The following is a 25,688-nucleotide window of genomic DNA, read 5'->3' as shown; positions in this document are numbered from 1 at the left end:
ACATGTCCACGACCTGGGAATTGCGTCCATCTCCGATGCTGAACAAGGTTCCGGAGGTCACGCTGATCTTCTGGACCATCAAAATCCTCTCGACCACCGTCGGCGAGACCGGCGCCGACTATCTCGCGGTGCATGTCGGTCTCGGGTCAACCCTGACCATGGCGTGCATGGCCGGTCTCCTAATCGGTGCGCTGATCCAGCAGCTGCGCGCGCGTTGCTATATTCCGTGGATTTATTGGCTGACGGTGGTTCTGGTCAGCATTGTCGGAACCCAGATCACCGACTTCATGAGCGACAAGCTCGAGATCAGCCTTTACGTGAGCACGGCGGCGTTCGCCTGCGCGCTCGCTGCAACCTTCGCGATCTGGTACGGCGTCGAACGCACGCTCTCGATCCGCACGATTGTCACGGCGCGACGCGAGCTGTTTTACTGGGCCGCTATTCTCTTCACCTTTGCGTTGGGGACGGCGGCGGGAGACCTCGCCACGGAAGCGCTCGGGCTCGGTTTCCAGCTCGGCGTTCTCGCGTTCGGCGTGCTAATCGCGTTCATTGGCATTTTCTACTCGCTCGGTGTCAATCCGGTCCTCACCTTCTGGCTCGCCTACATTCTGACGCGCCCCCTTGGCGCTTCGCTCGGCGATTTGCTGTCGCAATCACGACACTACGGCGGGGTGGGTCTCGGCACGATTCACACCAGCCTCGCGTTCCTGACCGTGATTATTGCTCTAGTCGCCTGGGTGACCTTCGAAGGTGACCGCAGCGAAGGCACCGATCCGGCGGAGTGATCCGAAAAACCTTTGAGCTTTCCACCCGAGAGCCCGCGTGGATCCTGCGTGGGGAAACCATGAGGAGATGTTTCATGAAAAGAGTTCTTCTGGCAGCGGCGATCGGCCTGCTGGCATGGGCCATTGGCGAGCCGATGCATGCACGCGGGCCCATCTCGTTCCTAACGCGCGCCGAGGCCGGAGTGTCCGCGCATCTCGGTGACCTCTCACCGTTCCGCACCATCGTCATCGATGTGTCTGCCTTTATCGACAAGGGTGACCTCGTTGGCGCCAAGAACCGGATCAAGGATCTCGAGACGCAGTGGGACGATGCGGAAGCTGCATTGAAGCCGCGCGCGGCCGTCGAGTGGCACATCGTCGACAAGGCGATCGATCGCACGCTCGAAGCGCTGCGCGCAGCGACGCCAGATCCCGCCCAATGCAAGCAGACGATCACCGACCTGCTGTCCGTTATGGACTCGATCGGAAAATCATGAGGCGGGCTAACGGCAATTATGCGCTTCATGAATCTGCGCCATGGAGCAACGATGTCTCCAACGCACGGGTGCCGCGCTTACCAACGGCGATGTGACGAGAATGTTTAGCTTACCAAGCGACCTTCTCGCGTCCTGCGTTGTACGCGCGAGAGGTTGCCGCTCTACACTGGTGAAACTCAAACTGCGTGAATGTTTGCGAGAGGCACAATGCAAAACGACGACGAGATCCTAAGCAAAGTCCCCGAGGTGACACTCGGCTTCTGGGTGATCAAGATCCTTGCCACTACGCTCGGCGAAACGGGCGGCGATGCGGTGACAATGACCTGGCTGCATGCTGACCAAAATGCTCACAATGGGGGTTATCTGATCGGTACTGGGATATTTCTTGCGGTGTTCGTTGCGGCAGTGCTCGCTCAAATTTCGACAACAAGGTTCAATGCCTGGATTTACTGGCTGGCCATCGTGGCCTCTACGACAGTGGGCACGGCCATGGCCGATTTTTTCGATCGCTCACTGGGCATTGGCTACACCGGAGGTTCGTCGATCCTGTTAGCGTGCGTCTTGTGCTCGCTCGCGATTTGGTACTTCACTCTCGGCTCGATCAATGTTCAGACGGTTGCAACGCCGAAAGTGGATTCTACTGGGTGACGATCACGTTCTCGCAGACCCTCGGGACCGCGCTCGGAGATTGGACCGCGGACAGCACCGGTTTGGGCTATGACGGAGGCGCGCTCCTGTTTTGTGCGGGACTGGTCCTGCTGGCGGCTCTGTACTATTGGACTGCAATCTCGCGCGTGTTCCTGTTCTGGGGCCGCCTTCATATTGACGCGACCGCTCGGTGCGACGGTCGGAGACTTTCTTGACAAGCCGACGAGCCATGGCGGCCTGGCGCTGAGCCGTCCTTTGGCGTCTGCGGTGATCCTCGCCGCAATCGTTGTGCTTATACTGGCCTTGCCGCAGCGGCCGGGACGGCATCCCGGATCCGAGGTAGCTGCGCAGCCGCGGTGACTCTCAGATGGAGTCCTCGCATTGCTGAGCGGGGGAGGCAGTTCAATGCGGGTTCTGTTGGGTTGGTCGGGCGCTACAGTGCTGGTCGTCGTTTTGGCGCGGCCAGCGATCGCTGGTCCTCCCTTCGTGTCCGATGATCCCGAGCCGACTCCTTATCATCAGTTCGAGATCTACACCTTCAACAACGGAACGAGTACGCGCGACGGCACGGATGGCGAGACCGGCATAGATTTCAACTACGGTGCAGCGCCTGATCTCCAGCTCACAGCGACCTTGCCCGCGGGCTTTAGTCAATCTTCGGCCGGCGGCACCAATTTCGGGTTAAGCAACATAGAGCTTGCCGCAAAATACCGCTTTCTGCATCAAGACACTTTCGGTCTGGACGTCGCCTTTTTTCCTCGCGTTTTTCTTCCCAGTGGTTCGAACACGATCGGCGACAACCATACCTCGGTGCTTCTGCCGGTCTGGGTAGAAAAGGACTGGAAGTCAGGATGGTCCGCCTTCGGAGGCGGTGGATGCACATTCAGTGCAATCCGCACGGCGGATTTCTGTTTGGCAGGTGCCGTTCTGACGTATCAGCTGATGCCCAGGCTTCAGATCGGCGCTGAGCTCTTTCATCGGACTGCCGACTCCCAAGGCACCCCCGCCTCATCCAGTGTCGGCGTAGGTTGGCTCTATGATCTCAGCAAGAACTTCCATCTGCTCGGCTATGTTAGGCGAGGAGTTGAAAACACGGAGCAAACAGACCGTTATTCCTGGTAGCGTCGCATAGGCCATAGGCTAATCGATACATCGACGCATCTGTTCTGTTTACCTTCTGAAGCTGGTTTGCATTCGGCGGGACAGCCCGGACCATTTCCTGCAGTGCCGCATGTCTCCAAAAGTAGCAGCCGGCTAACCGCAACTGGCGCAATAGGCGGCGGTGGCGGCTTCAAGCTGGCTTTCGCATCATCCCAAAGCACAAAGCACTTCCAGCTGGTGCCCGCCGGGACGCTCCTGTAATGTAAGTCTCCACGCCAGATGCCCGCGGTCGGAAACCGCGCCAGGCTGGCCGAGGGAGGTTACATGCGCCTCCTTGACATTGGCTTCGCCCTTGCGGTTGCTGCAGCCGTGTGGCTCCGCTGGGAATCGCCTGGGTCGGTAGACGTCAATACGTCCTATTATTGGACGAAGGCTGACACTGTCGTCTGCGGTACCCCATTCCAGATCCGAAAGGCAATCGTCGCGATGTCTCACGACGATGGAGCCCGCATTCGCAGTCTCGCGTGTAGCCGACCGGGGTCCGGCAAAAGAGTGCGCGTTGTTTCCATGCCTGCAACGGTATACGGGCCGTGGGAAATTGAATTGATTTCGGAGCAAGGCGCCGCCGCCACGATGTGGGGCCATGCAGATCAATTTGAAGCTGACCGAGATAAATAGTTACGACCAGCCACCGATCGTTGGCCCTCCTCGTTCGCTGAATTTATGAGCCAACAACAGATGTCTGAGGCCGCGCTGGCCAGGAATCAAGTTGCGCGTTGAGTGAGCGATCGCCAGTTGTACTCGGGAAGTTCCACAGAATCCGCGATATCCCGGCCTACTGCGAGCCTGGCGAGACCCGGGAAAGCAAAAGCCCTGCCACCAGATCGCGGAACGAAAGCCCAAACCATGTTTTCGGCGCGAAAGCACCTGCGAAACGCTCGGCGGCACGCTGCTTGGCAACAATATAGCGTCGCAACAATGTCTCGTATCTGCCAAACGCCAGCTGATATTGCCCGCGCCCAGCTGCGAGCTCACCAACCAGCACGTAAGATGAGATCATCGCCAGTGCTGAGCCTGCCCAGCCAACAGCGAGACACAGAAGGCGGCATCGCCGACAAGTGCGACTCGCCCACGCGACCAGTTTTGCATTCTGACCTGGCTGACTCTGTCGAAGTAAAGCTCGTCAGTTCAATCGAGTTCGTCCAGAATGCCGGGGCACTCCCAACCCCCACGACAGTAGACATCGCGCAGCATCGTTTTTGTTGATGGAGCGTTGCAGGTAAGGACGCGACCGGCGCGGAAAATACAAACAAGAACAACGTGCGACCGTCGTGCAACGAAAAACGCCCGACCATCCGTCCTGGCTGTCCATACATAATATAAGTATTCTCGTCGCGTGGTCGGTAACCGCGGGCATCAAGGGCGGCGACGACATAGCCTCCTCATATTGCTCGTGAAGCAATGTTGTCGAAGCGCGACGCGCACCAAACGGACTTTACGTCCACCTGTGCTGTTCCTTCAACCTGCTTCGATCAGGCCATCGCTGCGCGCTGACGAGGCCACGCGCCTTAGCTGAACAAGAGCCCTTTGCCCGGCATAGGCGAGTTCTTCAAGTGACGTCTTACCGGCCCGCGCGCAGAACATAAGCTGCTCGGCAACGAACTTGCGACTCTCGTGATCGCCTCCCTTTGGAAGGGTTGCGCAGACTTCGTCCAATATGAATTCCAATCGAGTTTTTGTGCGTTCATCGAGCGCGCTCATCTTTCCTCCCTTTTTGCATGCTGCCGTGTTGGAGTTGGAGATGTCAGCCACGCATTGATCCTTGCGCCGGCTTCAGCGAGCCGTGCTTTCTTGAGCAGCGCTTCGCGCTCCGGACCATCCGATAACATGATCGCATCTGAAGCGGCCGAGGCCGCGCTTGCTTGCAGTCGGTCCGCAAGAGAGCTTGTTTGTTTTATGCGCCTTCGAGGGCGCACAGGCTGCTTTGGCTGCATGGAACAGTTCCGCGTTTCCGATTAAACGAGAATTGTGAGAAGATGGTTCCTTCCTGGCGAAGATTCTTGACGCGTCGACGCGTGTTCAGTTTGTGCATCGCCATGCCGGAAAGCATCTGCTTGCAGCCAGCGAATTCCGTGCGTTCCGTCGGGCTTGGCACACTCGCCCGGGTCCCTTGCCTACGCGTTCGGTGCCCCCAAGGACATCGTTCGCGCGCGCGGGCATCCATGATGGCGGCAGGGACCGCGGCTTCATCGATCCAACATGACCAGCCCGGCGTTCAACATAACGGGGGCCGCTCGAATTGCGGGCAGCCCTTGTTATTGCGCGGAGTGCGGCGGTGCTAGGACCGCCGCACCGCAAAGCATGGCACGCCGGCTAATTGAGTTCGTCGTTAAGTTTCGGCTCCCTCCGCCGGAAGCGCGCTCCAGTTGCGGCCGCGATTTTGGAGCGGTGGAAGACTCTTCCGCATAACACGGCGAAGCAGCTCCAGATCCGGGCAAACCATGGAAGCATGAGCAGCTTCGGTTTGACGATCCTGAACAAACGTTCGACGACCAGCAGACTGGCGGCATAGGCGGCAACGATCACGACCGAGCCTGTAATCCAGTGTCCATCTCCAGCGATGGCGACGGCGGCCAATTTCAAGGGCTCCACGATGCTGGCGGGCACCAGAAGTAGAATCAACGACTGATACGGTCCGAGCCGCTCGATAGAGGCGCGAAGGTTTGTTCTATCTGTGGCTTCGGCTTTTCGCTGCGCGCCCATTAATCATCCTCGACCAAGAACTCGGCGTCGAGTACGCATTGAAGCAATATTCGGCGCCGAGTTCGAAACATTGCGCTCTCCATGCGTCGGAGCGGTAGAAGCTGTTAGTCACTCTGCTGTAAGCGACGCTACCGTCAGTGATGAAGCAGCATGATGAGAATGATGAGCGGAATAGGAATTCCGAGAAGCCAAAGTAGGATGGGCATAGCGATCTCTCCTTTCGCGGCTGAGCGTTAGCGGCTGAGCGCGGTCTTGGCGTAAGTCCTCTTTCCCCAGGTCCCGTCGCGAAGGCCACCGCCTTCCATCGCCGCGGCCGCTGCGGAAAACGCGCCGATGAATAGCGACAGCGTCAGCCAGATCGCGAGCTGCATCGCGGTCTTGCGGGCGCGGTCGAGGTCGGCCTTCATCTGATTGGAGACGTCCGTGACCCGCTTCTCTGCATCCGCCTGGCTTAGCCCGGTCCGTGCGGATACGACCTTGGCGACATAGGTTCGGTCGCCGGGTTTCAGATCTCCATCCTGGCGGAAGCTGGTCGTGAACAGACGGACCATCTCGCCGTGGCTGTCCGAGGAACTCTGCTGCGCTTGCCCGGACGGATTATTGGACCGAAGCAGCGCGTCGACATAGCCATCCATCGGCGAAGATTGCGCGGAATTGGTCGTGGCGCTTGTCGTACCGGAAGCGGCCCCGCCGATCAGTGAACTGGCCGGGGATGCAAGGACTATTGCACCGAAAACGGACGCGACCGCCCAGGCCAAGAAGCCATGCGCCGTGTCGCGGAATTGCACTTCGGCGGTCTGGATTCCTGTCCATTTGGTTCGCAACCGGCCAGCCAAATAGCCCCCGACCGCGGACGAGATCATCGCCATTACGATGAAATAAAGGCCCGTGCCGATCTCGAACGTCGTCGAAGACACTCCTGAGCCGGTCCAAGGAGAGACCACCGCAAAGCCCATGCCCGCCCCGAAGGAAAGGAGAACGAGCGTAAGCGCGCAGGATGCAGCTGCGCCTGCCAGAACCGCCGGCCAGGAAACTCCGTACAATGAAGGTTCGGCTATTTCCGTTTGAACGGATTGAGGCGCAATCGCTTCCATCTTCGTTTCCTTCCTGCGGCCAGCATTTAGCTGCACAAAGAATGCGCATTCCAAATGGAGGTTCCAAAAGCGAAGCTCAAAAAGCGGAGGAAGATATCGGCCGTAGCCGCCAAGACGAGGCCACGGCGGTCCAGGTGGAAACGCTGATGCCGAACGTTGCGCGACGGGATCGATCCGGATGCAACTGTGATATGCGGGGGCCTTGCCGCCGAACGTGGAGAATTTGAATTGCCGAAAGCCGCCATCTTCGACTTGGACGGTACGCTTCTGGATTCGGTGGATCTTCACGCGCTCGCTTGGCATGAAGCGATGGTCAAGTTCGGCCACGGTGTGAGCTACGAACAGGCTCGCGGCCAGATCGGAAAGGGCGGAGACAAGCTCGTTCCTGTCTTCCTGTCCGCCGGCGAACAGCGAGATCATGGCAAAGAACTGGAGGGTGGCGCGGCAATCGTTTTAAGGCCGAGTACCTGCCGCTTGTGCGACCGTTCTCTGCAGTCCCCGACCTGCTGCTGCGCGTGCGCGATGCCGGACTTCGGATCGCCATCGCTTCCTCCGCCAAGAAGGATGAACTCGACAAGTACCTCGACATCGCACGCATCACCGAGTTGGTGGACGTGGCGACATCGTCCGACGATGTCGAAGAATCAAAGCCGGCGCCGGACGTCTTCGAGGTCGCACTCAAGAAGCTCAAAATCGAAGGTTCCGACGCCGTCGCGCCCTATGATGCCATGGGGGCCGGCAAGGCGAAGGTCGCGACGATCGGCGTGCTTTGCGGCGGGTTCACGGAAAGCTCGCTACGACGAGCGGGATGCGTCGAAGTATATCCCGCACCGGCCACGCTATTCGCTCGCGTTGGCTTGCGAGGTAGAAAGAACGACGGATCGTTCATTATGCGGTGCGGGGAAATCTCCACAGGAAGCTGATGACCTGTCAGGCGTCGCTGGCGGCGATTGCCGCGCCGCGAAAGCAACCGCTTCGGAAATGGAACGCCCCTCCAAAAAAGGGCACAACTCTTTGGAGGTCGATGGTGTGGAGCACCGATCTGGAGGGCGCGAGGTTAGACGCGGCTCGACTCGAAAGTTCTTACTTTCGGTCGCTTCCTGATAGGCCGATGGCCCCCGTGAACCTACAATCCTTAGGTCTGGGCAAATGATCGAACGCCAATTTCCTTTCAGTGGCCGTGGCTCTCCGACCTGGTCAGGTGTGGGCGGCCAGAGGCATGATGAACGTAAACCGCGTCTCTTCGGTCGTCGAGCTGACGGTCAGTTCGCCGCCATGGGCCTTGGCGATCTGCGAGGCAATGTAGAGGCCCAGCCCGAGCCCTTGTCTGCTGGTGTGCGCATTGGCGCGGAAAAAGGGCTCAAATAGCTTATCCATCGCAGCCGCCGGGATAGGCTCGCCGGCGTTGGAGACCCAAAGTTCGAATGACTGCTGCCGAGTCATGGCATGGACGACAACCGGCTTATTGGACGCGCCGTGCGTCAACGCGTTTCCGAGAAGATTGGAGAGCATCTGCCCGATCCGGGAGGGGTCGCAGTTCACGGCGTCGTTGATGTTGAAGTCGGCTTCGATCACCCGCCCTGGCGAGGCCAGTCTCAATTCATCGACCACCCCCATGAGAACCGGCTCCAACGGCTTTCCGGCGTCGCGGTCTAATCCGATCCCGCCACCCAGCCGACCGCGGGCGAGGTCGAGAACATTGTCGATGAGCCCCGCCATGCGGATGACCGTAGTCTGCATCATCGCTATCACCTGATGTTCCCTTTCGGTTTGCGCCGTTCTGTCGAGGATGCGGGCGCCTGCACTGATGGAGGCCAGTGGATTGCGCAGATCGTGGCCAAGCACCGCGATGAACTGCTCGCGCAGCTCCGATGCTTCGTGCTCATGCTGAAGTCTTTCCTCGGCCGCCTTCTCGGAGGCTTTCGCCAGCTCTCGGGCTCCGAGAAGCTCCTGCTCGTAACGTCGTCGGTCGGTCGCCCTGATGAGCGCCAACCGAATCGATAGAGGCTTACCTTCCGCATCTCGGCCCTCGCTGGCGTTTGCGATCATCTGCAGAGGCTGCCCGTCGGCCTTGATCACGTCGATTGCAAATTCCTCGAACGAGCCCTGCATCCGCAGGAGTGGCGCGATGTGGGTTTCGTAATAGATTCGCCCTGCCATCGTCAGAAATTCGCTCAATCGCTTCCCGGTTGTTTGGTCCGCGGCGTAGCCAGTCCAGCTCAGAAAGGTGCGGTTCGCAAGTTCGATCCGGCCGCCTGTTGAAAGAGATACGTACGCGCACGGCGCGTTCTCGATCATGTCTCCGAAATCGAGGTGGGCGTCATTCACGCGCGGTCACACGAAGGTTCGCATTGCGGAAATTACTTCTTCCGGAGCGCTGAGATTTGGGCAATGGCCGGTGGCCTTGAGCACAATCATCCGGCTGTTCGGAATGGTGTGGTTGACGAAGTCGCCGACCTCCTGGGCGGCGATGATGTCTTCGCTGCACTGGAGGACCAGCGTCGGCACGGCGACGCGGGCGAGGTCCTTGCGATTGTCGGAGGTGAAGGTCACGCGAGCAAACGCTTTGGCGATCTCCGGATCGGTGCGGCAGAAGCTGTTGGTCAGTTCTTGGCCGAGCTCGGGCCTGTCCGGATTACCCATGATCATCGGCGCCATCTGCGTCGACCAGCCCATGTGATTGGATTCCAGGAATTGCAGCAACTCTTCGATCTGCTTCGCGCTGAAGCCCCCCTTATATCCTTCGTCATCAATGTAGCGGACGGAGGGACCGACCAGAACCAACTTGCCGAACATGCCGGGCGCCTTCTCGGCGGCGAGCACTCCGATCATGCCGCTCACGGAATGGCCGACGAAGACGGCGTCCCGCAGGTCCAACTCGCGGCCGATCTCCGCCACGTCGTCGGCGTAGCCGGCCAGGCTCGAATACTTGGCCCTCTCGTAAGCGCCAAGGTCCGAGCCGCCCGCGCCCACGTGGTCGAACAGGACCGTGCGGAAATCCATTTCGAAGGCCGGCGCCACGAATCGCCACATGTTCTGGTCGCAACCGAAGCCGTGGGCGAACATCATCGCCCGCTCGCCAGCGCCGCGGATGTGCACGTTGTTTCGCTCGATTACTCCCGGCATTCGATATTCCTTTGTTTTTGGCGACTCGCCTTTTCTTAGCTGGCATATCCTCGCCATTGCGGGTCCTAATGCTCGGAACGGGACCCAAAGCATGCTGTAGCCGAGGAGATGCTCTTCGGAACGACTGTTGGACAGGCTCGTGTCTTCTCGGCTGCGCTTCCTCGGCCGCAGCGGTTGCGCGCACAGCCCGAACCGCAGGGCTGAGCTGTTACACGGAGAAGGATCAATAGTGGGGCGACCAGCGCTGCCAGCCGAATGCGAAGAGGCAACCCACTGACCAGAGCGTGATTTGCGATCTTTCGGCACGGCGATTCAACTGGATTTTGCGTTCCGGGTTCCTGGGCGGGCCAATCTCGGGGCTACCGGCTCGAGATCAGGCCAGACTGAGCCCCTTTCGCCAAGGCTAGACTGGCAATGATCGGCAACGAAGGCCTTGAGAAGCGAATTCTAGTTCGGCTTGGCGTCCGTGTCTCGGCTGTCACGTGTATATCAGCCCGCTGCCGAAGCCGCGTCGGCTCTCAGGCCGGACGGCCGGGCCGGCGCTTTGCAGGCGGAGGCTACGGGCCGGCAGGAGGACTTCTTCCGGGCAGATTCGGTTTTGCTTCTCGACCGAACTCAAGCAGTCGGTCGCCTCCTGTATTGTTCGGATGGAATGCGAGATCGGGCGGCTGAGTATCTAAGCAACTTCTTTCGTTAGCTTGCGCCGTTCGCGACGACGGACGACCGGCACTCCTTGATCAGTCACGCTGTGGTGGCTTCGCTCTGCCAATTTCCAGATTCGTGTTTGAGCTTCGAGCTTTTGTGCCCATCGCCTTTCGGCGCGGTCCAGGATGTGGCGCGGTAAGTTCACTTCAACCATAAAGTTCTCCTTCGACCAAGGGCCGAGAATAGGGGACAAGCGGAGGGCGGCCATCGCCATGGTGCGACCAGAGCTTGGCGCCGGTGAAGGCGCCTATCTCTTCCTGATAGATCAAGGCTACCAAGGTAGACCTAAGCGAGCATTTCCCTGCGGGTGGCAGTCGTGAAGATAATCCGCGGTCAGGCGAAGCGTTCCGTGCCGAAGCAATAATGAACCGATCACACATGGCGCTGTGAGGAGCAGGGGATAGAAAGTCGGGGCAGACTTCAACTTATCAACAAGCAATTCCAAAGCCGCGCAGGGGCACCACATAGATCCTCCGTACTGTAAGGCTTCCGAACGAATGCGATAAATGGCGTATTTGCAAAAAGAGTCCTCACCTCCTCGCTATCGCGGCCCGTCGCTATCACGATTGGGAGCAAGGGAAATATCGATCTAATCTCCTGTACCAACATATCACCACGACGATCGGGCAGGCCCATATCAACGATTACTGCATCAATACCACCAGGAATTAGGCGCAGCTTATTTAGCGCGTTCGTCGCGGACGTGGCTGTATCGACCTCGATACCGGCTTCTTCCAGATACTCGACAGCGAGCATCTGGATCAGTACCTCATCTTCTACGACGAGAACCCGGGCGGGGCTTGATTTTGCGTCAATAATGTCCCTGAGCTTTTCGCCTAGACCTCCTTGAGTGAATGGCTTCGTCAGCAATTCGACTCCTGGGTCGAGACGACCATCGTGGACGATTGCGTTGCGCGCGTATCCGGTCGTGAACAACACCTTGAGATTGGGATAGGTTTTTTTGGCTTTTTCAACGAGCTGACGGCCGTTCATCCCGCCCGGTAATCCGACATCCATAAACAGACCGCCACTTCGGGATGACTCTGCAGCAATTGAAGTGCGGCGCGGCCGCTCGATGTCTCAAGCGCGGAATAGCCGAGATCGCGAAGGGTATCCGTTGGTATAGGAGCGAACGTCCTCGTCGTCTTCGACGACCAGAATCGTCTCACGACCTTTAACGCTTGGCGGCGGGGTGACGAACTCTTCCGCTGTTTCATCCGATTGGAATGCATGGCGCGGGAGGTAAATCTTGATGGTGGTGCCTTCCCCGACTGGCTGTAGATCTTTACGTCCCCCCGCGATTGCTTGACGCAGCCGTAGGCTTGCGAAAGGCCAAGGCCCGTTCCATGTCCAATGTCTTTTGTGGTGAAGAATGGGTCGAATGCTTTTGCCTTGACATCTGCGGGCATGCCGACGCCATTGTCGGTTACGGCTACCATGACATACTTGCCGGGAAGTACTTCCGCCTGTGCGGCGCGTAGCGTTCATCCAGATGCACATTTGCAGTCTCGATGGTGAGCTTGCCACCCCTTGGCATAGCATCGCGTGCATTCACCGCGAGATTGAGGATAGCTACTTCCAGCTGATTGAGATCTGCCAGCGCGCGCCACAATCCGCCCGTTAATACCGCTTCGACCGCGATTTGCTCTCCTAGCGTGCGGCGTAAGAGGTCCGACATCCCCGTGATAAGCGCGCTAGGTCCGCTCTCGCTCCGACCGCATGCTCAGTTCGGCTCGGCAATAGCTGACATGACGCGCCAAACCCGCACTCTTGGCTCCACTAATTTTGGTCGTCTCCCAGGAACGGCCGAACGTGCCCGCCGTTATCCTATAATGCCTACAAGAAAGGATAACTGTTATGGATCGCGAACACGTGAAAGGTGCTGCTGATAAAGCAAAGGGTGCCATTAAGGAAGGCGCCGGCAAGCTGACTGGCGACAAGAGCATGGAAGCCGAAGGCAAGATGGATAAGGCCAAGGGTTCCGCACACAATGCCGCAGGCGACGTCAAGGATGGAGCACGCAATGCGGCGGATGCGTTAAAAAAATAAAGCAATTTGGAGGAGTGAGAAATAGCCGCCCTCGCGGCCATTGGGCGGCTTTCCTTGCCAGGCCATTTGTCCCATCAGCAGACTTGCCAATCCGATTGTGGATTGTCCGCCTTTCCCCGTTAAGGCTTTTTGGGCGGCTGCACGTCGACGGGCACCAACCGAACTCTCGGCTGAAAATCGGGGTAAGTTCGCTCGCCTGCCCTCAAGCCGCCGTAGACTTTGAAACCTGTCCGTCAGGTTCTGTCGAGAGATCTTTCAAACCTGTTGCCTCGACGCAGAGTTTAAGTGCCCCTCCCAGACTTGCAGCCGCCAAGTCAGCTTTCGCCCCTTCGCGAAGGCTTTCCAAGGCCGCCGCCTCCATATCCCTCATCCAGCAACCCAAAATGATCGTGGCCTTTGGCAATTTGCGACGAAGCCGTCGGACCGAGTATCGCATATGAGCCGGGCCACTTGCGTCCATGTAGACCAGACAGACGATCGCTACACCGGCGGTCTCCAGCCGGAAGATATTGGCGGTCGACAAAGCTTCGGCCCCTACGACGCGGGACGGCAAGCCATGTGCGGTCGTAAGTTGGCCCAGCATAATCGCAGCAGCTTCATCGATCGGACTGCGTCCAGCCAGGCATAAGACGGGATGCTCTCCTTGCCATTCCACGGGGAGATCCTCCTTGCGGAGGACCGGCAGATTCTCATAAGGCGCATCTTTAGCTACGGTCTCTACCGCGGACGTAGCTTCCACATCGGTGGTAGGCGTGATCTTTGGCGGGGGGCGGTCATCCCGTTCCGAAATATTATTTGCGAACTCATTGACGGCATCCTTAATCTTCATCTGACGCTCAGGATCCAGGGCGCCACGTTCGGCATCGGCTTGAGCCAACCGCAATCCTTTCAAAGCGACCTCGTCATAATAGGAGCTAAGGGGTCGCTCCTTCAAAAACTCTTCGGCCTTGTCCGACGCTTCTGTCGGGTCACCGGCAAGCATTCTCTGATAAAATATCTCAGGGGGAGACAGCGCTGGTCGATCTCCAAACATGACGTCGAGGAACTCGAGGCGTTCAACATGGCGGCCCAGTACGACCAGACACACCGTGAGGGGCGTCGCAAGGACAAGGCCAATCGGGCCCCAGAGCGCCGTCCAAAAGGTTGCAGAAGCTACCACGGCGACTGGCGACAGACCCGTGCTATGTCCATAGATCATTGGTTCGACTACATGCCCCACTATCGGCTCCACCACGAGAAACAGTGCGACCGTCCACAGCAGCATGGACCAGGTCGGATCAACAGCAACCGCCAAAGCGAGAGGGAATGCCGCGGCGATAACCGCCCCAATGTACGGTACGAAACGCAGCACCGCGGCCAGGATGCCCCAGAGTATCGAGCTTGGAATGCCGATTAGCCAAAGACCCGTTCCGATAACGATGCCGAAGCTTCCATTCAACAGGAGCTGAGTTAGAAAAAGCCGGCTTAGGCGGCTCGCTGCGTCATCAAGCGCGGCTGTTGTACGTTGTAGGTCATGTGAACCGGCCAGCCGGATCAAACGATTGCGCAGGTCTTCGCGCTGAAGCAAAATAAAGATGACGAAAATGACGATAATGCCGGTTGTCGCAAGGGGATGAAGGAGAGGTGCAATAAGGCTTTGTAAGCTTTCCAATGCGCCTGGATTGGGTTGAAGGACTTCAACGGGGACGGGTCGGGGCGTTGCCCCTTTGGCTGCGTCCACTCGCGATGCGCCTTCGGCCTCCTTGGGCTTGTCCAACTCCTTACTCAAATCCTTCAACATGCCGGATGCGCGTTCAAGCGTGCCTCGGCCGGTGGTAGTGTCGCGGAATGATTGAATCTTATCGCTAATCGTGGACTGATATCGGGGCAAATCACCGGCCAGTTGCGCCAGTTGAGTGGCAAGCAGGCTGCCCATAGCGAATATGAATGCGAAGGCGATTAGGACAACGGTTACCACGGCCAATCCACGCGGGATACGCACCCGCTGGAGCAGTGCCACCAACGGCGCCAATACGAAGCTGAGCAAAATAGCCAAGGCTATTGGAATGATAATCTCGCGGCCGAAATATAGTACCATCACAATCATTGCAGCGATGATCGCACTTGTCACTGCGCTTAGCAGGGCGATCAGTTCCTCTGGAGTTCGCGCTTTGAAGGACGGTCTAATCACAGCTCCTCGCTACGCGGGCAAGAGAGCCTGCTCACATCCTTGCGTTTCCCGTCAACTCCGACGGCACATCCCTGGAAAAGTTCGTCTATGGCTGACATGACCGAGTTGGTCGCCGTTTGATGCACCATGTGGCCGTGCCCCCGGACGGAGTGAAACCTGCTTTGGGCCACTTCCGCATGAAGTCGGCGCGACTGTTCGTCGATGTCGATCAATCGGTCTTTCTCGCCCGCGATGATGCTGACGGGCATCTTTAGTTCGGCATATTGGTCCTTGAACGCGAAGGCATTCGGAACCATCAGCGCGGATTCCGCAGCCGATGCACCAATTTGAGATGGACGTACGGCCATCTCTTTCGGGAAGACACCGAATTTCTTCGGCATGGTTGGAGGACCGAAAATTTTCGACATCAAGACTGGCCAGATGATCCGGCTCGCGATCGGCGAGACGGTATGGCGGATAACATCGCCTGCCCAGGGCAGGGCGGGAACAGAAAGCGCCAACACGTCTGCACGGGCCGTTGGATAATAGTATCCAGAGGCTAGTACTAAGCCGCTGACGAGGTCTGGATATTTAAGGGCCAGGGCGACGGCCACCGAAGCGCCCCAGGAATGTCCAAGGACGACAGCGCGGGAGATGCCAAGTCGGTGCAGCGCCTTGCTGACCAGCTCAGCTTGGGCTGCGGGTGTCCAAGTGACATTGTGAGGCCGATCGCTGTGGCCAAACCCCGGCCTGTCGAAAACGATGACCCGATAGCTTTTCGCGGCCAAATCGATCAGTCCGCTCGAGTCGAAATCCTGGATCATGCTGCCGTTGCCGTGGAGTAGGACGAGCGCTTCACCTGTGCCCCGGTCGACGTAGTGCAGCCGCACCCCGTCGATCCTCAAGAATCGGCCAAGCGGCGGATTGTCGTGGACGGCTTTCTTGGCCAGATGGCGGTTCGCCAAGGCGGTCACCGCGAGCGCGCTGATCACTGCTGTCGCGGCAGCCAGATAGGGATGCGCGGCGGCGATTGTGCGCGCTTTATGCAAAAAAGATGTTGGCGAACGTGTCTTCAGGCAAACTTCAGCCATGTGCACTCCATCGGGCGTGCACGAAATCCGGGATCATCCAAGAAGTGTTGCCGCAGGAAATCAACAACCCCCCGCGAGTTTCGTTCCATTATGTTCGAGGACGGTCGTACATACGATCAACACCTACACGAGCTCATATTCGCTCACTCGCACAGGATCGCGTACGAGTCTCTCGACATCATGCTGGGCCGAACGCCGAAGCTCGACATTGCCCTGCTGCACGAAAGATGATTTCCGGTGGCCGGGGCGGCTACTGGCTGGAACAGAACATGCTCTTCCGCGAAGGCCTGCGATCACTTGGCTACGACATCACCAGTCTGCAGGGTCGGGTTGTGCGCGGCATGGCGATTGAGCTCCGCGCCCCGCAATTCACATGCTGCTCCAAGTCAACATGCCCTATTGGGCGGATTTGGGGTTCGGCAACCTCGCTCCCACATCGGCTCTACACGCGCTGATGCGATTCGTTGATGTCGGCGGCGAGCTGACGTTACAGGCGAAGTTGCGCGATGTTTGGGAGCATATTTACCGCGTTATCCCGTACCCTAGGTGCGACGGCGAGTACGAGATCGCCAATTAATATTCGGTACGCACCCGGACGCACCCTATCAGAGCAATATGATGGCCGCATATCCCGGGCCAAAAACCGGACGCGCATCACCATGTTCAACAGGCGTGTGACCGTGCGGCATGCAACGGGCCAAGCGGACAGGCGGCACTTGAATGGCGAAGCCGAGTTCAGGACCGTGTTGCGAGATGAATTCGGGCTCAACATGACGAATGAAGAGATCCGCACCTGCATCGACGTCATGGACCGCAAGGCCGAGAAGGGAGCATCCATTCTTTGCTTGAGGTTGGCGCGAGAGGGTACGAAGTGGACACGCCGGAAGCGGCCGGTGTATTCCTCATCATTGATGTAGCGAGGAGATGCACCAATCATCACGAGGTCGTCGAAAATATCGGGTGCTTTTAGCAAAGCTATCGCGCCGATCATCGCGCTCACGGAATGTCCTACGAAGACGCCGTGGGTGATTCCGAATTCGCGGCAGATGGCAACAACATCGTCGGCATATCTTCCAGAGAGCCGTATTTCCGGGCGTCTTAGGCCGAAAGCTCGGAGCCGCCACAGCCCACGTCATCGGCGAAGGCAGTCCAGACGAAGCGCCACATGTTCTGATCGCAGCCGAAGCCATGGGCGAACACCATAGCTCGGCTGCCGGAGCCAAGGACCTCAACGTTATTGCGATGCACAATATCCAAGGCGAACCCTCTCGCGACCCATGTGCCACGCTGCCGGCAGGCCAATGGGGGTCCTAGCCAAAAAAATATCGCTTCTGCAGGCTGCGCCTGCTCTGGGCTCAAAGGCAAATCGCCTCAAGGTGCGTCTCGAGATTCGCAGCCGCACGGGAGCCACTCCAGCAGGAGAGGAGGCGCCCGGATATGCGGTTCGTTGCCTTTTTTCGGACGAATTCGACCGCTGGATACGGAACCATTGCAAGCGGCTAGCGTTTTCGGGCAGGGGGGCGCATCGAGTTCCTGATTGGGGCCCGCCTTCCTCTTGGCGCGCGGCGACGCTGAGGGAGGTCGGTCGCACATGTCCAACGTCGAGGAATTCCCTATCGGGGCACGCAAACTAACGGAATTCGAAGCGCTCGTGGGTGCAGCCCCGAGCGCTTTGGATGCGATCCCTGGCGCGGTCTATCTATGCGACCACGATGGCTGGCTTATACGATTCAATTCGGAGGCTGTGGCGCTTTGGGGGCGTATACCGAATGCGAAAGGTGCCCGTGAACGCTTCTGCGGCTCTCATCGCTTGTTCCTGCCCGATGGAACGCCGCTGCGGTCCGAAGACTGTCCGATGGCTGACGCGGTGCGCTCGGGCACGGTCACCAGAAACGCTGAAGTCATCATGGAGCGCCCTGACGGCTCCCGTTTCACCGCATTGGTCAATATCCGGGCCTTGAAGGATCATGGTGGCAACATTCAAGGCGCGATCAATTGTTTTCAGGACATTTCTGCGCACAAGGCGGCCGAAGAGGAGGTTCGCAGAAAGAACAATGAACTCGAGGACTTCTTCGGGAACGGCGCCATAGGGCTCCACATTGTCCGCGGTGAGGGCATCATCCTGCGGGCGAATAAGGCCGAACTGGATCTCCTGGGATATAGCGCCGAGGAGTACGTCGGCCGCCATATTGCTGAATTTCACGTCGATGCGCCGGTCATCGGCGAGATTCTCCAGAAGTTGTCGTGCGGCGAATACCTTGATCGGCATCCTGCGCGTCTTCGCGCAAAGGACGGTTCGACCAAAGAGGTCTTGATTACCTCGAACAGCCGGATCGACGACGGGAAATTTGTCAACACGCGTTGCTTCACATTGGACGTCACGGGGATGCGTGAAGCCGAGCGCGCTCGCCGGGAGAGCGAAGAACGGCTGGCGGCAACCTACGAAGCCGCTACGATCGGGATTGCGGAGGCTGACGAAACGGGCCGGCTTGTGCGCGTCAACGACGCGATCTGCAAAATGCTTGGACGCTCACGCGAGGAGCTTCTGAGCATGACTTTCACCGACTATACACATCAGGACGATCGAGCTGAAGATGCTGCGAACTACGCTCGTCAAGTGCAAGGTGAACTCGACAGATACGGCGTGCGCAAGCGAGCGTGGAAGGCCGACGGCACGATCGTTTTTCTCGACGTATCCGCCTCGGCGGTGCGGGATGAGACGGGACGGTTTCTTTACGGCGTTCGGGTCATTCAGGATGTCACCGACGCCAAGCGGATGGAAGATCGCGTTCGCGAGAGCGAACGACACATGCGCGATCTCCTGGAAGGACTGCCGGCTGCTGTCTACACCACCGATGCAAATGGCCGCATAACATTCTTCAACAAGGCTTGCGTCGACATGGCGGGCCGCACACCGCAACTGGGCGATGAGTGGTGCGTGACCTGGCGTCTCCACACGGCTGATGGAGCGCCGCTGCCCCACGATCAATGTCCCATGGCCGTGGCCCTCAAGGAGGACCGGCCGGTCCGGGGCGTGGAGGCAATCGCGGAGCGACCCGACGGCTCGTTCGTTCCGTTCATCCCTTATCCCACGCCCCTGCATGACGCCGACGGAAAGCTGATCGGCGCCATCAACATGCTGGTCGATATCACGGAGCGCAAGCAAGCAGAGAATCGGCAGAAAACGCTGATCGATGAACTAAACCATAGAGTGAAGAACACGCTGGCGACCGTTCAGTCACTAGCGACGCAGACCGCGCGGCATTCGGACAATTTAACGGATTTCACTGCGAGGTATGAAAAGAGATTGTTGGGGCTCGCCCGCGCTCATGATCTGTTGACGAAGCGGTATTGGGAAGATGCGCCACTTGACTATCTTGCCAGGGAAATCCTTGCGCCCATGACCGCGACTTTCGGCGAAAGAGTGCAAATTCGTGGACCGTCCGTCACGTTGAACCCAAGAGCCGCTCTCAGCCTTACGATGGCGTTGACTGAGCTTGCGACGAATGCGGCGAAGTACGGTGCGTTGTCGTCCGAGGTGGGAACGTTGTTGCTCACTTGGCAGGTGCGTGAGCGCGCCGGCCAAACAATGCTCGATCTCCTTTGGCAGGAAAGCGGGGGGCCACCGGTGCAGGCGCCTACGCGACGCGGTTTTGGCAGCCGGCTGATGGAACGGTGCATCGAGCGTGATCTGAGCGGTGAGCTCGATCTCATTTTTGACCCGACAGGGCTGTGTTGTCGCACTGCCATTCCACTGCGGGGATCGGCGCTGAATGGCTGAACTTGCCGGGCTCCGGGTATTGGTGGTCGAAGATGAGGGGGGCGTGGCCTTGCTGATAGAGCAGATGCTGGAAGACCTGGGATGTGAAGTGGCGGCCTCGGTCGCGACGCTCGCGAACGCAATGACGGCCGCGCGCGGGGAGACATTTGACTTCGCCCTCCTCGATGTCAATCTCGACGGTGAGTTTGTTTTTCCCGTCGCCGAAATTCTGAAGGTGCGGCAACGGCCATTCATCTTCAGCACGGGATATGGGCGCATAGGCGTGCCCGAGGCGTTCAAGGAGTGCGTCGTGTTGAGCAAGCCATTCACGATAGAGGAATTAAAGGAAAAGTTGCAGTCGATGTTGGGTAACGGTTGATCTGTTCACGATTGCGCCCATCCGGCCTTTGCGCGCGCTGGTGGCATTGGAGGTGGCTCATGGAATTATCAGGGATCCGCGTACTTCTTGTCGAAGATGAGAGTCTGGTCGCCATGCTGGTCGAGGATATGCTCACGGACTTGGGCTGCACGGTTGCTGGGCACGCCGGAAGCGTGCCCGAGGCGTTGGAAGAGGCGCGGGCGGGTGAATTCGACGTTGCTCTCCTGGATGTGAGCCTGGATGGCACGAACGTCTTCCCCGTTGCCGAAGCGCTGTCGGCGCAGGGCATTCCCTTCGCGTTCGCAAGCGGATATGGCCGAACGTCGCTGCCGGAAGCCTTTCGCACTACGCCGGCCGTGCCGAAGCCGTTTCAAATTGAAGAACTTTCGGCCGCACTGACGGCCGCCTTGTTGGGTAGTAAGGGCGGTCCATCGACGTTATCGGCCAGAACTCCATGAACAATCACGATGAAGAGATTCTGTGAGGTCGTTTCAGTTACAGCGGAGATCGTTCTATGCCTAAGCTTCACGAAGCAGCGCCCCTCAGCCGGTCAGTTAAACTTGCGGGCTCGGAACTTACTTGTTCCTGCCATGCATGTGCATTCTTTAGTGCCGACGATGAGGAGCAGGCAATACTGACGCCGTTCGCCAGGGATGGGCTGGCGGCGAACGACCGGCTCGTCCAGATCGTCAACAATCAGCACCGGGACGACCGCGTCCGCAGGCTAAAGGCGGAGGGGATCGACGTCGACGCCGCCACGGCCCGAGGCCAACTGGAAATCAGACCATGGGAACAGGCCTATTTGAGTGGCAGCAACGGCTTTGACCAGGACGCCATGCTCGCCCTGATCCAGGACGTCCTCAAGGAAGGCCGGAGCAGCGGATTTGGAATGACCCGCCTGTGGGCCAACATGGAATGGGCGCTGGAAGACCTTCCGGGCGTCGAAAAGATTGTCGAATACGAGACAAGGCTAAATCACGTTCTTCCAAAATACGATGACGTGGTCGTTTGCACATATGACCTCAACAAGTTCAGTGCGGCCACGGTGATGGATATATTGCGAACCCACCCACAGGTCATTGTCGGCGGGATTCTTCAGCAAAATCCATTCTTTGTTCCCCCCGACCAGTTTCTGGCCGAGCTTCAGGCTCGTAGGAACCCCTGCGTAACGGCGTAGACCTTGGGGATGGATATTGAACAAGGTGGATCAACTTGACGACCGGGAGCTGCGAGCATTGCGCCGCGCTCTCGGCGACATGGCGGCGCTGTCTTCTCTCCCGGCAATGTGGGTCAACGCTGACGAGGAACGGATAGCGGCGAACCTCGCCGATGCTCTGGTGCAGGTGCTTGATCTGGACGGCGTGCGGGTGTCCTTTCGCACCGAGGGGGGCCAAATCCGAGAAGTCAGCCGGTTTCCAAAGGGCGAGCCTGAGGATCTGGCTCATCTCCTCCAGACAGCCTTCCCGGAGCCAGGGGCGGCGGCAACCGGCGAACTCGGCACTGACGGAAGTCTCCGTGGATTTTGCACTGCTATCGGATTGACTGGCGCCGGCCGTCTCGACGCGGTGTGCAGTCGGCGGAGCTTTCCAACGCAGGCCGAGCTCTTGGCGCTCACGATGGCCGCCAACCAAGTGGCCGTCGCTTGGCAGAGGGCGGGCGCGGAACGGGCGCTCCGCGTCGAGACCGAGGCGCTCAACCGGGAGCGGCGCGCGGTGGAGGTGCTTAACCGCAAGCTCGGAAGCGAGCGAGACACGCTGCAGCGGCTATTCGAGCAGGCTCCGGGCTTTATGGCGGTCATGCGCGGTCCCCAGCACGTCTTCGAACTCTGCAATCAAAGCTACTTTCGACTGATCGGGCAGCGCAACATTCTGGGGCGGTCCGTTCGCGAGGTATTCCCAGAGCTGGAGGGGCAAGGCTTCTTTGAGATTTTGGACAGGGCCTACACAACCGGCGAACCCTACGTTTCGACGTCCGCAGCAATCGACCTCCGGCGTGAACCTCGCGGGCCGCTGGAGCGGCGTTACCTCGACTTCATCTACCAACCGATCTCCGATGAGAATGGGGACATAACCGGCATTTTTGCCGAAGGACACGATGTCACCAATCAGGTCCAGAGTCAGGCGCAGCTGGCCTTCAATGAAGAATCGTTTCGCTTGGCTATCTCGGCCGCCGATGTTGGAATTTGGGACTTGGATCTGACCACTGATCACTTGACCTGGTGCGACCGTACCAAAGCGATGTTTGGAATCTCGCCGGGGGCGCCCTGCAGCATGACGGACTTCTATGCTGGGCTGCATCCTGACGATCTCGACGCGACGAGCCAAGCCTTCGCCTCGGCTCTCGATCCTCAGCGTCGCGCCACTTATGACGTCGAATACCGGACGATCGGCAAGGAAGATGGGGTGGTTCGATGGGTAGCGGCAAAGGGCAAGGGGCTATTCGACGGAGAGCGCTGCATTCGAGCTATCGGGACGGCTCTTGACATCACGGCGCGGAAATCGGCCGAGGAAGTCCTTCGCCAAACCGAGAACGAACTTCGTGCAGAAACCCGCGCGCTTCAGATACTCAATCGCGCGGGCGCTTCGGTTGCGGCGAACCTCGATTTGGCCGATGTCGTACAGACCGTGACGGATGCCGGCGTCCAGCTCACTGGCGCTGCCTTCGGGGCCTTCTTCTACAATGTCGTCAACGAAGCCGGTGAAAGTTATACACTCTACACACTTTCCGGCGCGCCGAGCGAGGCGTTTTCCAAGTTTCCGATGCCGCGTAACACCGCCATCTTCGCCCCGACCTTCAATGGGGAAGGAACAGTGCGATCGGATGACATTTTGAAGGACCCTCGCTACGGGCACAACGCGCCGTACAAGGGCATGCCCGATGGCCATCTGCCCGTCAGGAGCTACCTCGCCGTTCCCGTTCGCTCACGATCGGGTGAAGTGCTCGGGGGGTTGTTCTTCGGCCATCCGGAGCCGGGGGTATTCAACGCGCGCTCGGAAGAACTCATGACCGGCCTTGCCGGCCAAGCAAGTATCGCCATCGACAATGCTCGGCTATTTCAGGCGTCGCAGAGAGAGATAGCGCAGCGAAAATCCGCTGAGGAGATGTTGCAGCAGCTGAACGCGACCCTTGAAGACCGCATTGCCGAAGAGATGGCCGAGCGTGGTAAGGCGGAAGAGGCTCTTCGCCAAGCCCAGAAGATGGAGGCAGTCGGGCAGCTGACTGGCGGGGTCGCACACGACTTCAACAACCTTCTGACCGTTATAATCGGCGGCCTCGATACAATCCGGCGCAGCAAGCCTGGCGACGAAATCCGCGTTCGCCGGGCGGTCGAAATGGCGTTGCAAGGTGCCCAGCGGGCCGCGAGCCTCACAGCACGTCTTCTCGCCTTTTCAAGGCGGCAGCCTCTGACCCCGCAGCCCTCCGATCTCAACTTAATTATTCGTAAGATGACCGATCTCTTTCATCGTACCCTCGGCGAGACCATTGAATTGGAGGGAGTGCTGGCGCCCCGGCTTTGGACGGTGGATGTCGATCCAAACCAAGTCGAGAGCGCAATTCTCAATCTTGGCATCAATTCCCGAGACGCGATGCCACAAGGCGGCCGTCTGACAATCGAGACGGCCAATGTCGTTCTCGACGAGCAATACGCCGCCACGGACGCCGAAGTGGTGCCGGGCCAGTATGTCATGGTGTCAATAAGCGATACCGGCAGCGGCATGGACAAGGAGACTCTGAACCGGGCATTTGAACCGTTCTTCACGACCAAGGAGGTCGGGAAGGGTACGGGCCTCGGTCTCAGCATGGTCTATGGCTTCGTGAAACAGTCAGGCGGCCATGTCACCGTGTATAGCGAACCGGGCGTTGGCACGAGCGTGAAACTGTACTTCCCGCGGTATCATGGCAATACGGCCTCAAGCACCGAAACTCAGGAGCGCCTCGCACCGCGCGGCCATTCGGAGGAGGTGATCCTGGTCGTCGAAGACAATGCAGAGGTGCGCGCATACAGCGTCTCAGTGCTGGTCGAACTCGGCTATAAGGTCCTGGAAGCGGAACACCCTGATGCTGCGCTGAGCATCCTGCGAACTTCGGAAAGGATAGATCTGCTGTTCAGCGACGTCGTGCTGCCGGGCAGAAGTGGACGGGAGTTGGCGGACCTTGCGAAGCAAATGAGACCCGGGTTGCAGGTGCTGTTCACGACAGGGTATTCGCGGAATGCCATCGTTCACCATGGACGCCTGGATGCTGGCGTACAACTCATCAGCAAGCCGTTCACGTTTGAAGGATTGGCGACGCGCGTTCGAGATATGCTGGACGCGGGACCGAGCACTGTCAAAGATGCTTCGGGTAACGAGCTGTGAGCCGACAATGTGTCTGCTCCAAGTCGCGATTTGCTTCCTAGGCAAGGCGCAGCTTAACCAAGTTCATCTCGACCATCGCAATCGCATAAGGATCTCACCAAGACCGACATCAACAAGGTCCTCCAGGACATGATGGCGGGAAAGACGCGCGTCTCGATCAAGACCAAGAAACTGAGCTGGTGCTCTTCTGCGGTCCCTATGACCCGACCACCATGAATTTCGAAGCGCCGTTCGCAAATTTCATAGCACCCCGGCCACGGACTAGGAGCACCACGTATGGGTGTTCACCGGGAAACCGAGTCGTCCCTTGCCAAGCGACGCGCAAGGCTTGTGAGCACCTTATCCCATTTAACGATTGACGACTCTCAGCGTAACGCCCTCTCCAGTATGGCGCAGGGGAAATGCGAGATCGCGTGCACTCTCCACGGTATGGGTGAGGTAGCGGAAACCCGCTATGTCGGCCGGCCTCCCGACTAAATATCCCTGAACTTGATCGCACAGCTCGGCGCCCAGGAAGCCCAGCTCCTCAGGGGTTTCAACGCCTTCCGCCAGCACTGGCAGCTTGAGCCCACGCCCAATGCCGAGCACCGCCCGAACGATGGTCGCAGCCTGTTCGTTGGCATCCACCGACTTGATGAAGGAACCATCAATCTTGATCTTGTCGAACGGGAATGCCCGCAGGTTCGACAACGACGAATAGCCGGTCCCAAAATCGTCCATCGCGATACGAACGCCCAGCGCTTTAAGTTGACGCAGCGTCGCCAGCGCGCGATTGAAATCGCGGATCAGCGCTGTTTCGGGTGACCTCCAATTCGAGCCGTCCCGGCTTCAGCCCGGTTTGAACGAGAATCTCGTGAACGAGTTGCGTGAACTGAGGATTATGCAGTTGCATCGCCGAGACGTTCACGGCGACGCCAAGCGGGTTTGTCCAGCTGCTGGCTTCCTCGCATGCCCGCCTCAACACCCATTCGCCAATCTGCTGGATCGCCCCAGTCTCCTCCGCGATGGGAATGAACAAGCCTGGCGGAACCAACCCGCGCTGCGGGTGACGCCACCGCAACAAGGAAGCGCATGAAACTCCCTTTACCGGCCCTGGCGCGGCTCCGGCCGCGGGTATCCGGCCTCAACATCTACATTACCGGACAGAGCTGGCGGGCACCAGAGCCGGCATGGAAGATGAGTCCAGGACAGAGAGAGACTTGCG

23 protein-coding genes and 3 pseudogenes are annotated in these 25,688 nt (G+C 58.8%); 12 read left to right on the top strand and 14 right to left on the bottom strand.

Going from position 1 to position 25,688, the window contains the following annotated elements; translation table 11 throughout:
• Positions 1-2 precede the first annotated feature (2 nt).
• The 4 genes and pseudogenes from IVB27_RS14660 (at position 3) to IVB27_RS14645 (ending at position 3,031) form a co-directional block, all read left to right on the top strand.
• Entirely contained in the window at positions 3-785 is a 783-nt protein-coding gene (locus IVB27_RS14660; RefSeq protein WP_247444243.1) for a COG4705 family protein, read from the top strand.
• A 74-nt stretch (positions 786-859) separates the two neighbouring features.
• Positions 860-1,261, top strand: a complete 402-nt coding sequence (locus IVB27_RS14655) for a hypothetical protein (RefSeq protein ID WP_247444242.1) — start codon at positions 860-862, stop codon at positions 1,259-1,261.
• A gap of 207 nt (positions 1,262-1,468) precedes the next feature.
• A pseudogene (locus tag IVB27_RS14650) lies at positions 1,469-2,269 on the top strand (COG4705 family protein).
• A gap of 45 nt (positions 2,270-2,314) precedes the next feature.
• Positions 2,315-3,031: a transporter gene (locus tag IVB27_RS14645; RefSeq protein WP_247444241.1), complete on the top strand. Its 717-nt coding sequence runs from the start codon at positions 2,315-2,317 to the stop codon at positions 3,029-3,031.
• 814 nt (positions 3,032-3,845) lie between these two features.
• Here IVB27_RS14645 and IVB27_RS14640 read toward each other — a convergent pair.
• The 4 genes from IVB27_RS14640 to IVB27_RS14620 form a co-directional block, all read right to left on the bottom strand.
• Positions 3,846-4,070, bottom strand: a complete 225-nt coding sequence (locus IVB27_RS14640) for a hypothetical protein (protein ID WP_247444240.1) — start codon at positions 4,068-4,070, stop codon at positions 3,846-3,848.
• Between the two features lie 458 nt (positions 4,071-4,528).
• On the bottom strand, positions 4,529-4,822 hold the full coding sequence (locus IVB27_RS14635) for a hypothetical protein (RefSeq protein ID WP_247444239.1): 294 nt from the start codon (positions 4,820-4,822) through the stop codon (positions 4,529-4,531).
• Between the two features lie 561 nt (positions 4,823-5,383).
• A complete protein-coding gene (locus tag IVB27_RS14625) occupies positions 5,384-5,773 on the bottom strand; it encodes a hypothetical protein (protein ID WP_247444237.1) in 390 nt (129 codons plus the stop codon).
• 233 nt (positions 5,774-6,006) lie between these two features.
• Positions 6,007-7,287, bottom strand: a complete 1,281-nt coding sequence (locus IVB27_RS14620; RefSeq protein WP_247444236.1) for a hypothetical protein — start codon at positions 7,285-7,287, stop codon at positions 6,007-6,009.
• 95 nt (positions 7,288-7,382) lie between these two features.
• Here IVB27_RS14620 and IVB27_RS14615 point away from each other — a divergent pair, with 95 nt between their 5' ends.
• On the top strand, positions 7,383-7,790 hold the full coding sequence (locus IVB27_RS14615; protein ID WP_247444235.1) for an HAD family hydrolase: 408 nt from the start codon (positions 7,383-7,385) through the stop codon (positions 7,788-7,790).
• A gap of 274 nt (positions 7,791-8,064) precedes the next feature.
• Here IVB27_RS14615 and IVB27_RS14610 read toward each other — a convergent pair whose 3' ends face one another.
• The 6 genes from IVB27_RS14610 to IVB27_RS14585 all read right to left on the bottom strand — a co-directional run bounded on the left by IVB27_RS14610 (position 8,065) and on the right by IVB27_RS14585 (position 12,376).
• Positions 8,065-9,165 carry a PAS domain-containing sensor histidine kinase gene (locus IVB27_RS14610; RefSeq protein WP_247444263.1) on the bottom strand — a complete coding sequence of 367 codons (1,101 nt, stop codon included), beginning with the start codon at positions 9,163-9,165 and terminating at the stop codon, positions 8,065-8,067.
• A gap of 36 nt (positions 9,166-9,201) precedes the next feature.
• On the bottom strand, positions 9,202-9,993 hold the full coding sequence (locus IVB27_RS14605; RefSeq protein WP_247444262.1) for an alpha/beta fold hydrolase: 792 nt from the start codon (positions 9,991-9,993) through the stop codon (positions 9,202-9,204).
• Positions 9,994-10,669: 676 nt separating this feature from the next.
• Positions 10,670-10,852: a hypothetical protein gene (locus IVB27_RS14600; RefSeq protein ID WP_247444234.1), complete on the bottom strand. Its 183-nt coding sequence runs from the start codon at positions 10,850-10,852 to the stop codon at positions 10,670-10,672.
• A 266-nt stretch (positions 10,853-11,118) separates the two neighbouring features.
• The gene (locus tag IVB27_RS14595) at positions 11,119-11,715 is read right to left on the bottom strand and encodes a response regulator (protein ID WP_247444233.1); all 597 of its coding nucleotides are present in this window, start codon (positions 11,713-11,715) and stop codon (positions 11,119-11,121) included.
• A complete protein-coding gene (locus IVB27_RS14590) occupies positions 11,688-12,137 on the bottom strand; it encodes an ATP-binding protein (protein WP_247444232.1) in 450 nt (149 codons plus the stop codon). The genes IVB27_RS14595 and IVB27_RS14590 overlap by 28 nt, the downstream gene beginning before the upstream one ends.
• Entirely contained in the window at positions 12,131-12,376 is a 246-nt protein-coding gene (locus IVB27_RS14585) for a hypothetical protein (RefSeq protein ID WP_247444231.1), read from the bottom strand. The genes IVB27_RS14590 and IVB27_RS14585 overlap by 7 nt, the downstream gene beginning before the upstream one ends.
• 179 nt (positions 12,377-12,555) lie before the next feature.
• On the opposite strand from IVB27_RS14585, the gene IVB27_RS14580 reads away from it, so the two are divergent.
• Complete coding sequence (locus IVB27_RS14580) at positions 12,556-12,747, top strand: CsbD family protein (protein ID WP_247444230.1); 192 nt, start codon at positions 12,556-12,558, stop codon at positions 12,745-12,747.
• 202 nt (positions 12,748-12,949) lie between these two features.
• On the opposite strand, the gene IVB27_RS14575 is transcribed toward IVB27_RS14580, so the two are convergent.
• Positions 12,950-14,917: an AI-2E family transporter gene (locus tag IVB27_RS14575; RefSeq protein WP_247444229.1), complete on the bottom strand. Its 1,968-nt coding sequence runs from the start codon at positions 14,915-14,917 to the stop codon at positions 12,950-12,952.
• Complete coding sequence (locus IVB27_RS14570; protein WP_247444228.1) at positions 14,914-15,987, bottom strand: alpha/beta fold hydrolase; 1,074 nt, start codon at positions 15,985-15,987, stop codon at positions 14,914-14,916. The genes IVB27_RS14575 and IVB27_RS14570 overlap by 4 nt, the downstream gene beginning before the upstream one ends.
• Between IVB27_RS14570 and IVB27_RS43605 the strand changes: the two genes are divergently transcribed.
• Complete coding sequence (locus tag IVB27_RS43605; protein ID WP_524536482.1) at positions 15,951-16,442, top strand: arylamine N-acetyltransferase; 492 nt, start codon at positions 15,951-15,953, stop codon at positions 16,440-16,442. The genes IVB27_RS14570 and IVB27_RS43605 overlap by 37 nt on opposite strands.
• A 422-nt stretch (positions 16,443-16,864) precedes the next feature.
• Here IVB27_RS43605 and IVB27_RS14565 read toward each other — a convergent pair.
• Positions 16,865-17,244, bottom strand: a pseudogene (locus IVB27_RS14565) (alpha/beta fold hydrolase); the annotation flags it as partial.
• 334 nt (positions 17,245-17,578) lie between these two features.
• On the opposite strand from IVB27_RS14565, the gene IVB27_RS14560 reads away from it, so the two are divergent.
• The 5 genes from IVB27_RS14560 to IVB27_RS14540 are packed head-to-tail and all read left to right on the top strand — an operon-like array spanning position 17,579 to position 24,484.
• Entirely contained in the window at positions 17,579-19,768 is a 2,190-nt protein-coding gene (locus IVB27_RS14560; protein WP_247444227.1) for a PAS domain-containing sensor histidine kinase, read from the top strand.
• Positions 19,761-20,126 (top strand): response regulator, encoded by a 366-nt coding sequence (locus IVB27_RS14555; RefSeq protein ID WP_247444226.1) that lies wholly within the window; start codon positions 19,761-19,763, stop codon positions 20,124-20,126. Before IVB27_RS14560 ends, IVB27_RS14555 begins: the two co-directional genes overlap by 8 nt.
• 59 nt (positions 20,127-20,185) lie before the next feature.
• A complete protein-coding gene (locus IVB27_RS14550; protein ID WP_247444225.1) occupies positions 20,186-20,584 on the top strand; it encodes a response regulator in 399 nt (132 codons plus the stop codon).
• A gap of 56 nt (positions 20,585-20,640) precedes the next feature.
• The gene (locus tag IVB27_RS14545) at positions 20,641-21,303 is read left to right on the top strand and encodes an MEDS domain-containing protein (RefSeq protein WP_247444224.1); all 663 of its coding nucleotides are present in this window, start codon (positions 20,641-20,643) and stop codon (positions 21,301-21,303) included.
• Positions 21,304-21,328: 25 nt separating this feature from the next.
• The gene (locus IVB27_RS14540) at positions 21,329-24,484 is read left to right on the top strand and encodes a GAF domain-containing protein (RefSeq protein WP_247444261.1); all 3,156 of its coding nucleotides are present in this window, start codon (positions 21,329-21,331) and stop codon (positions 24,482-24,484) included.
• Between the two features lie 348 nt (positions 24,485-24,832).
• Here the strand turns inward: IVB27_RS14540 and IVB27_RS14535 are convergent.
• Positions 24,833-25,550: pseudogene (locus IVB27_RS14535) on the bottom strand (EAL domain-containing protein); the annotation flags it as partial.
• Positions 25,551-25,688: the final 138 nt, after the last annotated feature.

Source organism: Bradyrhizobium sp. 197, assembly GCF_023073375.1.
In the GTDB taxonomy this organism is placed as follows: Bacteria; Pseudomonadota; Alphaproteobacteria; order Rhizobiales; family Xanthobacteraceae; genus Bradyrhizobium.
The sequence above is the reverse complement of the archived record's forward strand: the minus strand, read 5'-3'. Positions and strand labels throughout refer to the sequence as shown.

What these genes read in the sequence shown, in the direction of transcription:
- IVB27_RS14555 (WP_247444226.1), top strand. Translation starts at nt 19,761, where the DNA reads ATGGCTGAACTTGCCGGGCTCCGGGTATTGGTGGTCGAAGATGAGGGG.
- IVB27_RS14610 (WP_247444263.1), bottom strand. Translation starts at nt 9,165, where the DNA reads ATGATCGAGAACGCGCCGTGCGCGTACGTATCTCTTTCAACAGGCGGC.
- IVB27_RS14590 (WP_247444232.1), bottom strand. Translation starts at nt 12,137, where the DNA reads ATGGTAGCCGTAACCGACAATGGCGTCGGCATGCCCGCAGATGTCAAG.
- IVB27_RS14580 (WP_247444230.1), top strand. Translation starts at nt 12,556, where the DNA reads ATGGATCGCGAACACGTGAAAGGTGCTGCTGATAAAGCAAAGGGTGCC.
- IVB27_RS14625 (WP_247444237.1), bottom strand. Translation starts at nt 5,773, where the DNA reads ATGGGCGCGCAGCGAAAAGCCGAAGCCACAGATAGAACAAACCTTCGC.
- IVB27_RS14640 (WP_247444240.1), bottom strand. Translation starts at nt 4,070, where the DNA reads ATGATCTCATCTTACGTGCTGGTTGGTGAGCTCGCAGCTGGGCGCGGG.
- IVB27_RS14570 (WP_247444228.1), bottom strand. Translation starts at nt 15,987, where the DNA reads ATGGCTGAAGTTTGCCTGAAGACACGTTCGCCAACATCTTTTTTGCAT.
- IVB27_RS14605 (WP_247444262.1), bottom strand. Translation starts at nt 9,993, where the DNA reads ATGCCGGGAGTAATCGAGCGAAACAACGTGCACATCCGCGGCGCTGGC.
- IVB27_RS14655 (WP_247444242.1), top strand. Translation starts at nt 860, where the DNA reads ATGAAAAGAGTTCTTCTGGCAGCGGCGATCGGCCTGCTGGCATGGGCC.
- IVB27_RS14620 (WP_247444236.1), bottom strand. Translation starts at nt 7,287, where the DNA reads ATGATCTCGCTGTTCGCCGGCGGACAGGAAGACAGGAACGAGCTTGTC.
- IVB27_RS14595 (WP_247444233.1), bottom strand. Translation starts at nt 11,715, where the DNA reads ATGGATGTCGGATTACCGGGCGGGATGAACGGCCGTCAGCTCGTTGAA.
- IVB27_RS14550 (WP_247444225.1), top strand. Translation starts at nt 20,186, where the DNA reads ATGGAATTATCAGGGATCCGCGTACTTCTTGTCGAAGATGAGAGTCTG.
- IVB27_RS14600 (WP_247444234.1), bottom strand. Translation starts at nt 10,852, where the DNA reads ATGGTTGAAGTGAACTTACCGCGCCACATCCTGGACCGCGCCGAAAGG.
- IVB27_RS43605 (WP_524536482.1), top strand. Translation starts at nt 15,951, where the DNA reads ATGTTGGCGAACGTGTCTTCAGGCAAACTTCAGCCATGTGCACTCCAT.
- IVB27_RS14560 (WP_247444227.1), top strand. Translation starts at nt 17,579, where the DNA reads ATGTCCAACGTCGAGGAATTCCCTATCGGGGCACGCAAACTAACGGAA.
- IVB27_RS14645 (WP_247444241.1), top strand. Translation starts at nt 2,315, where the DNA reads ATGCGGGTTCTGTTGGGTTGGTCGGGCGCTACAGTGCTGGTCGTCGTT.
- IVB27_RS14585 (WP_247444231.1), bottom strand. Translation starts at nt 12,376, where the DNA reads ATGTCGGACCTCTTACGCCGCACGCTAGGAGAGCAAATCGCGGTCGAA.
- IVB27_RS14660 (WP_247444243.1), top strand. Translation starts at nt 3, where the DNA reads ATGTCCACGACCTGGGAATTGCGTCCATCTCCGATGCTGAACAAGGTT.
- IVB27_RS14545 (WP_247444224.1), top strand. Translation starts at nt 20,641, where the DNA reads ATGCCTAAGCTTCACGAAGCAGCGCCCCTCAGCCGGTCAGTTAAACTT.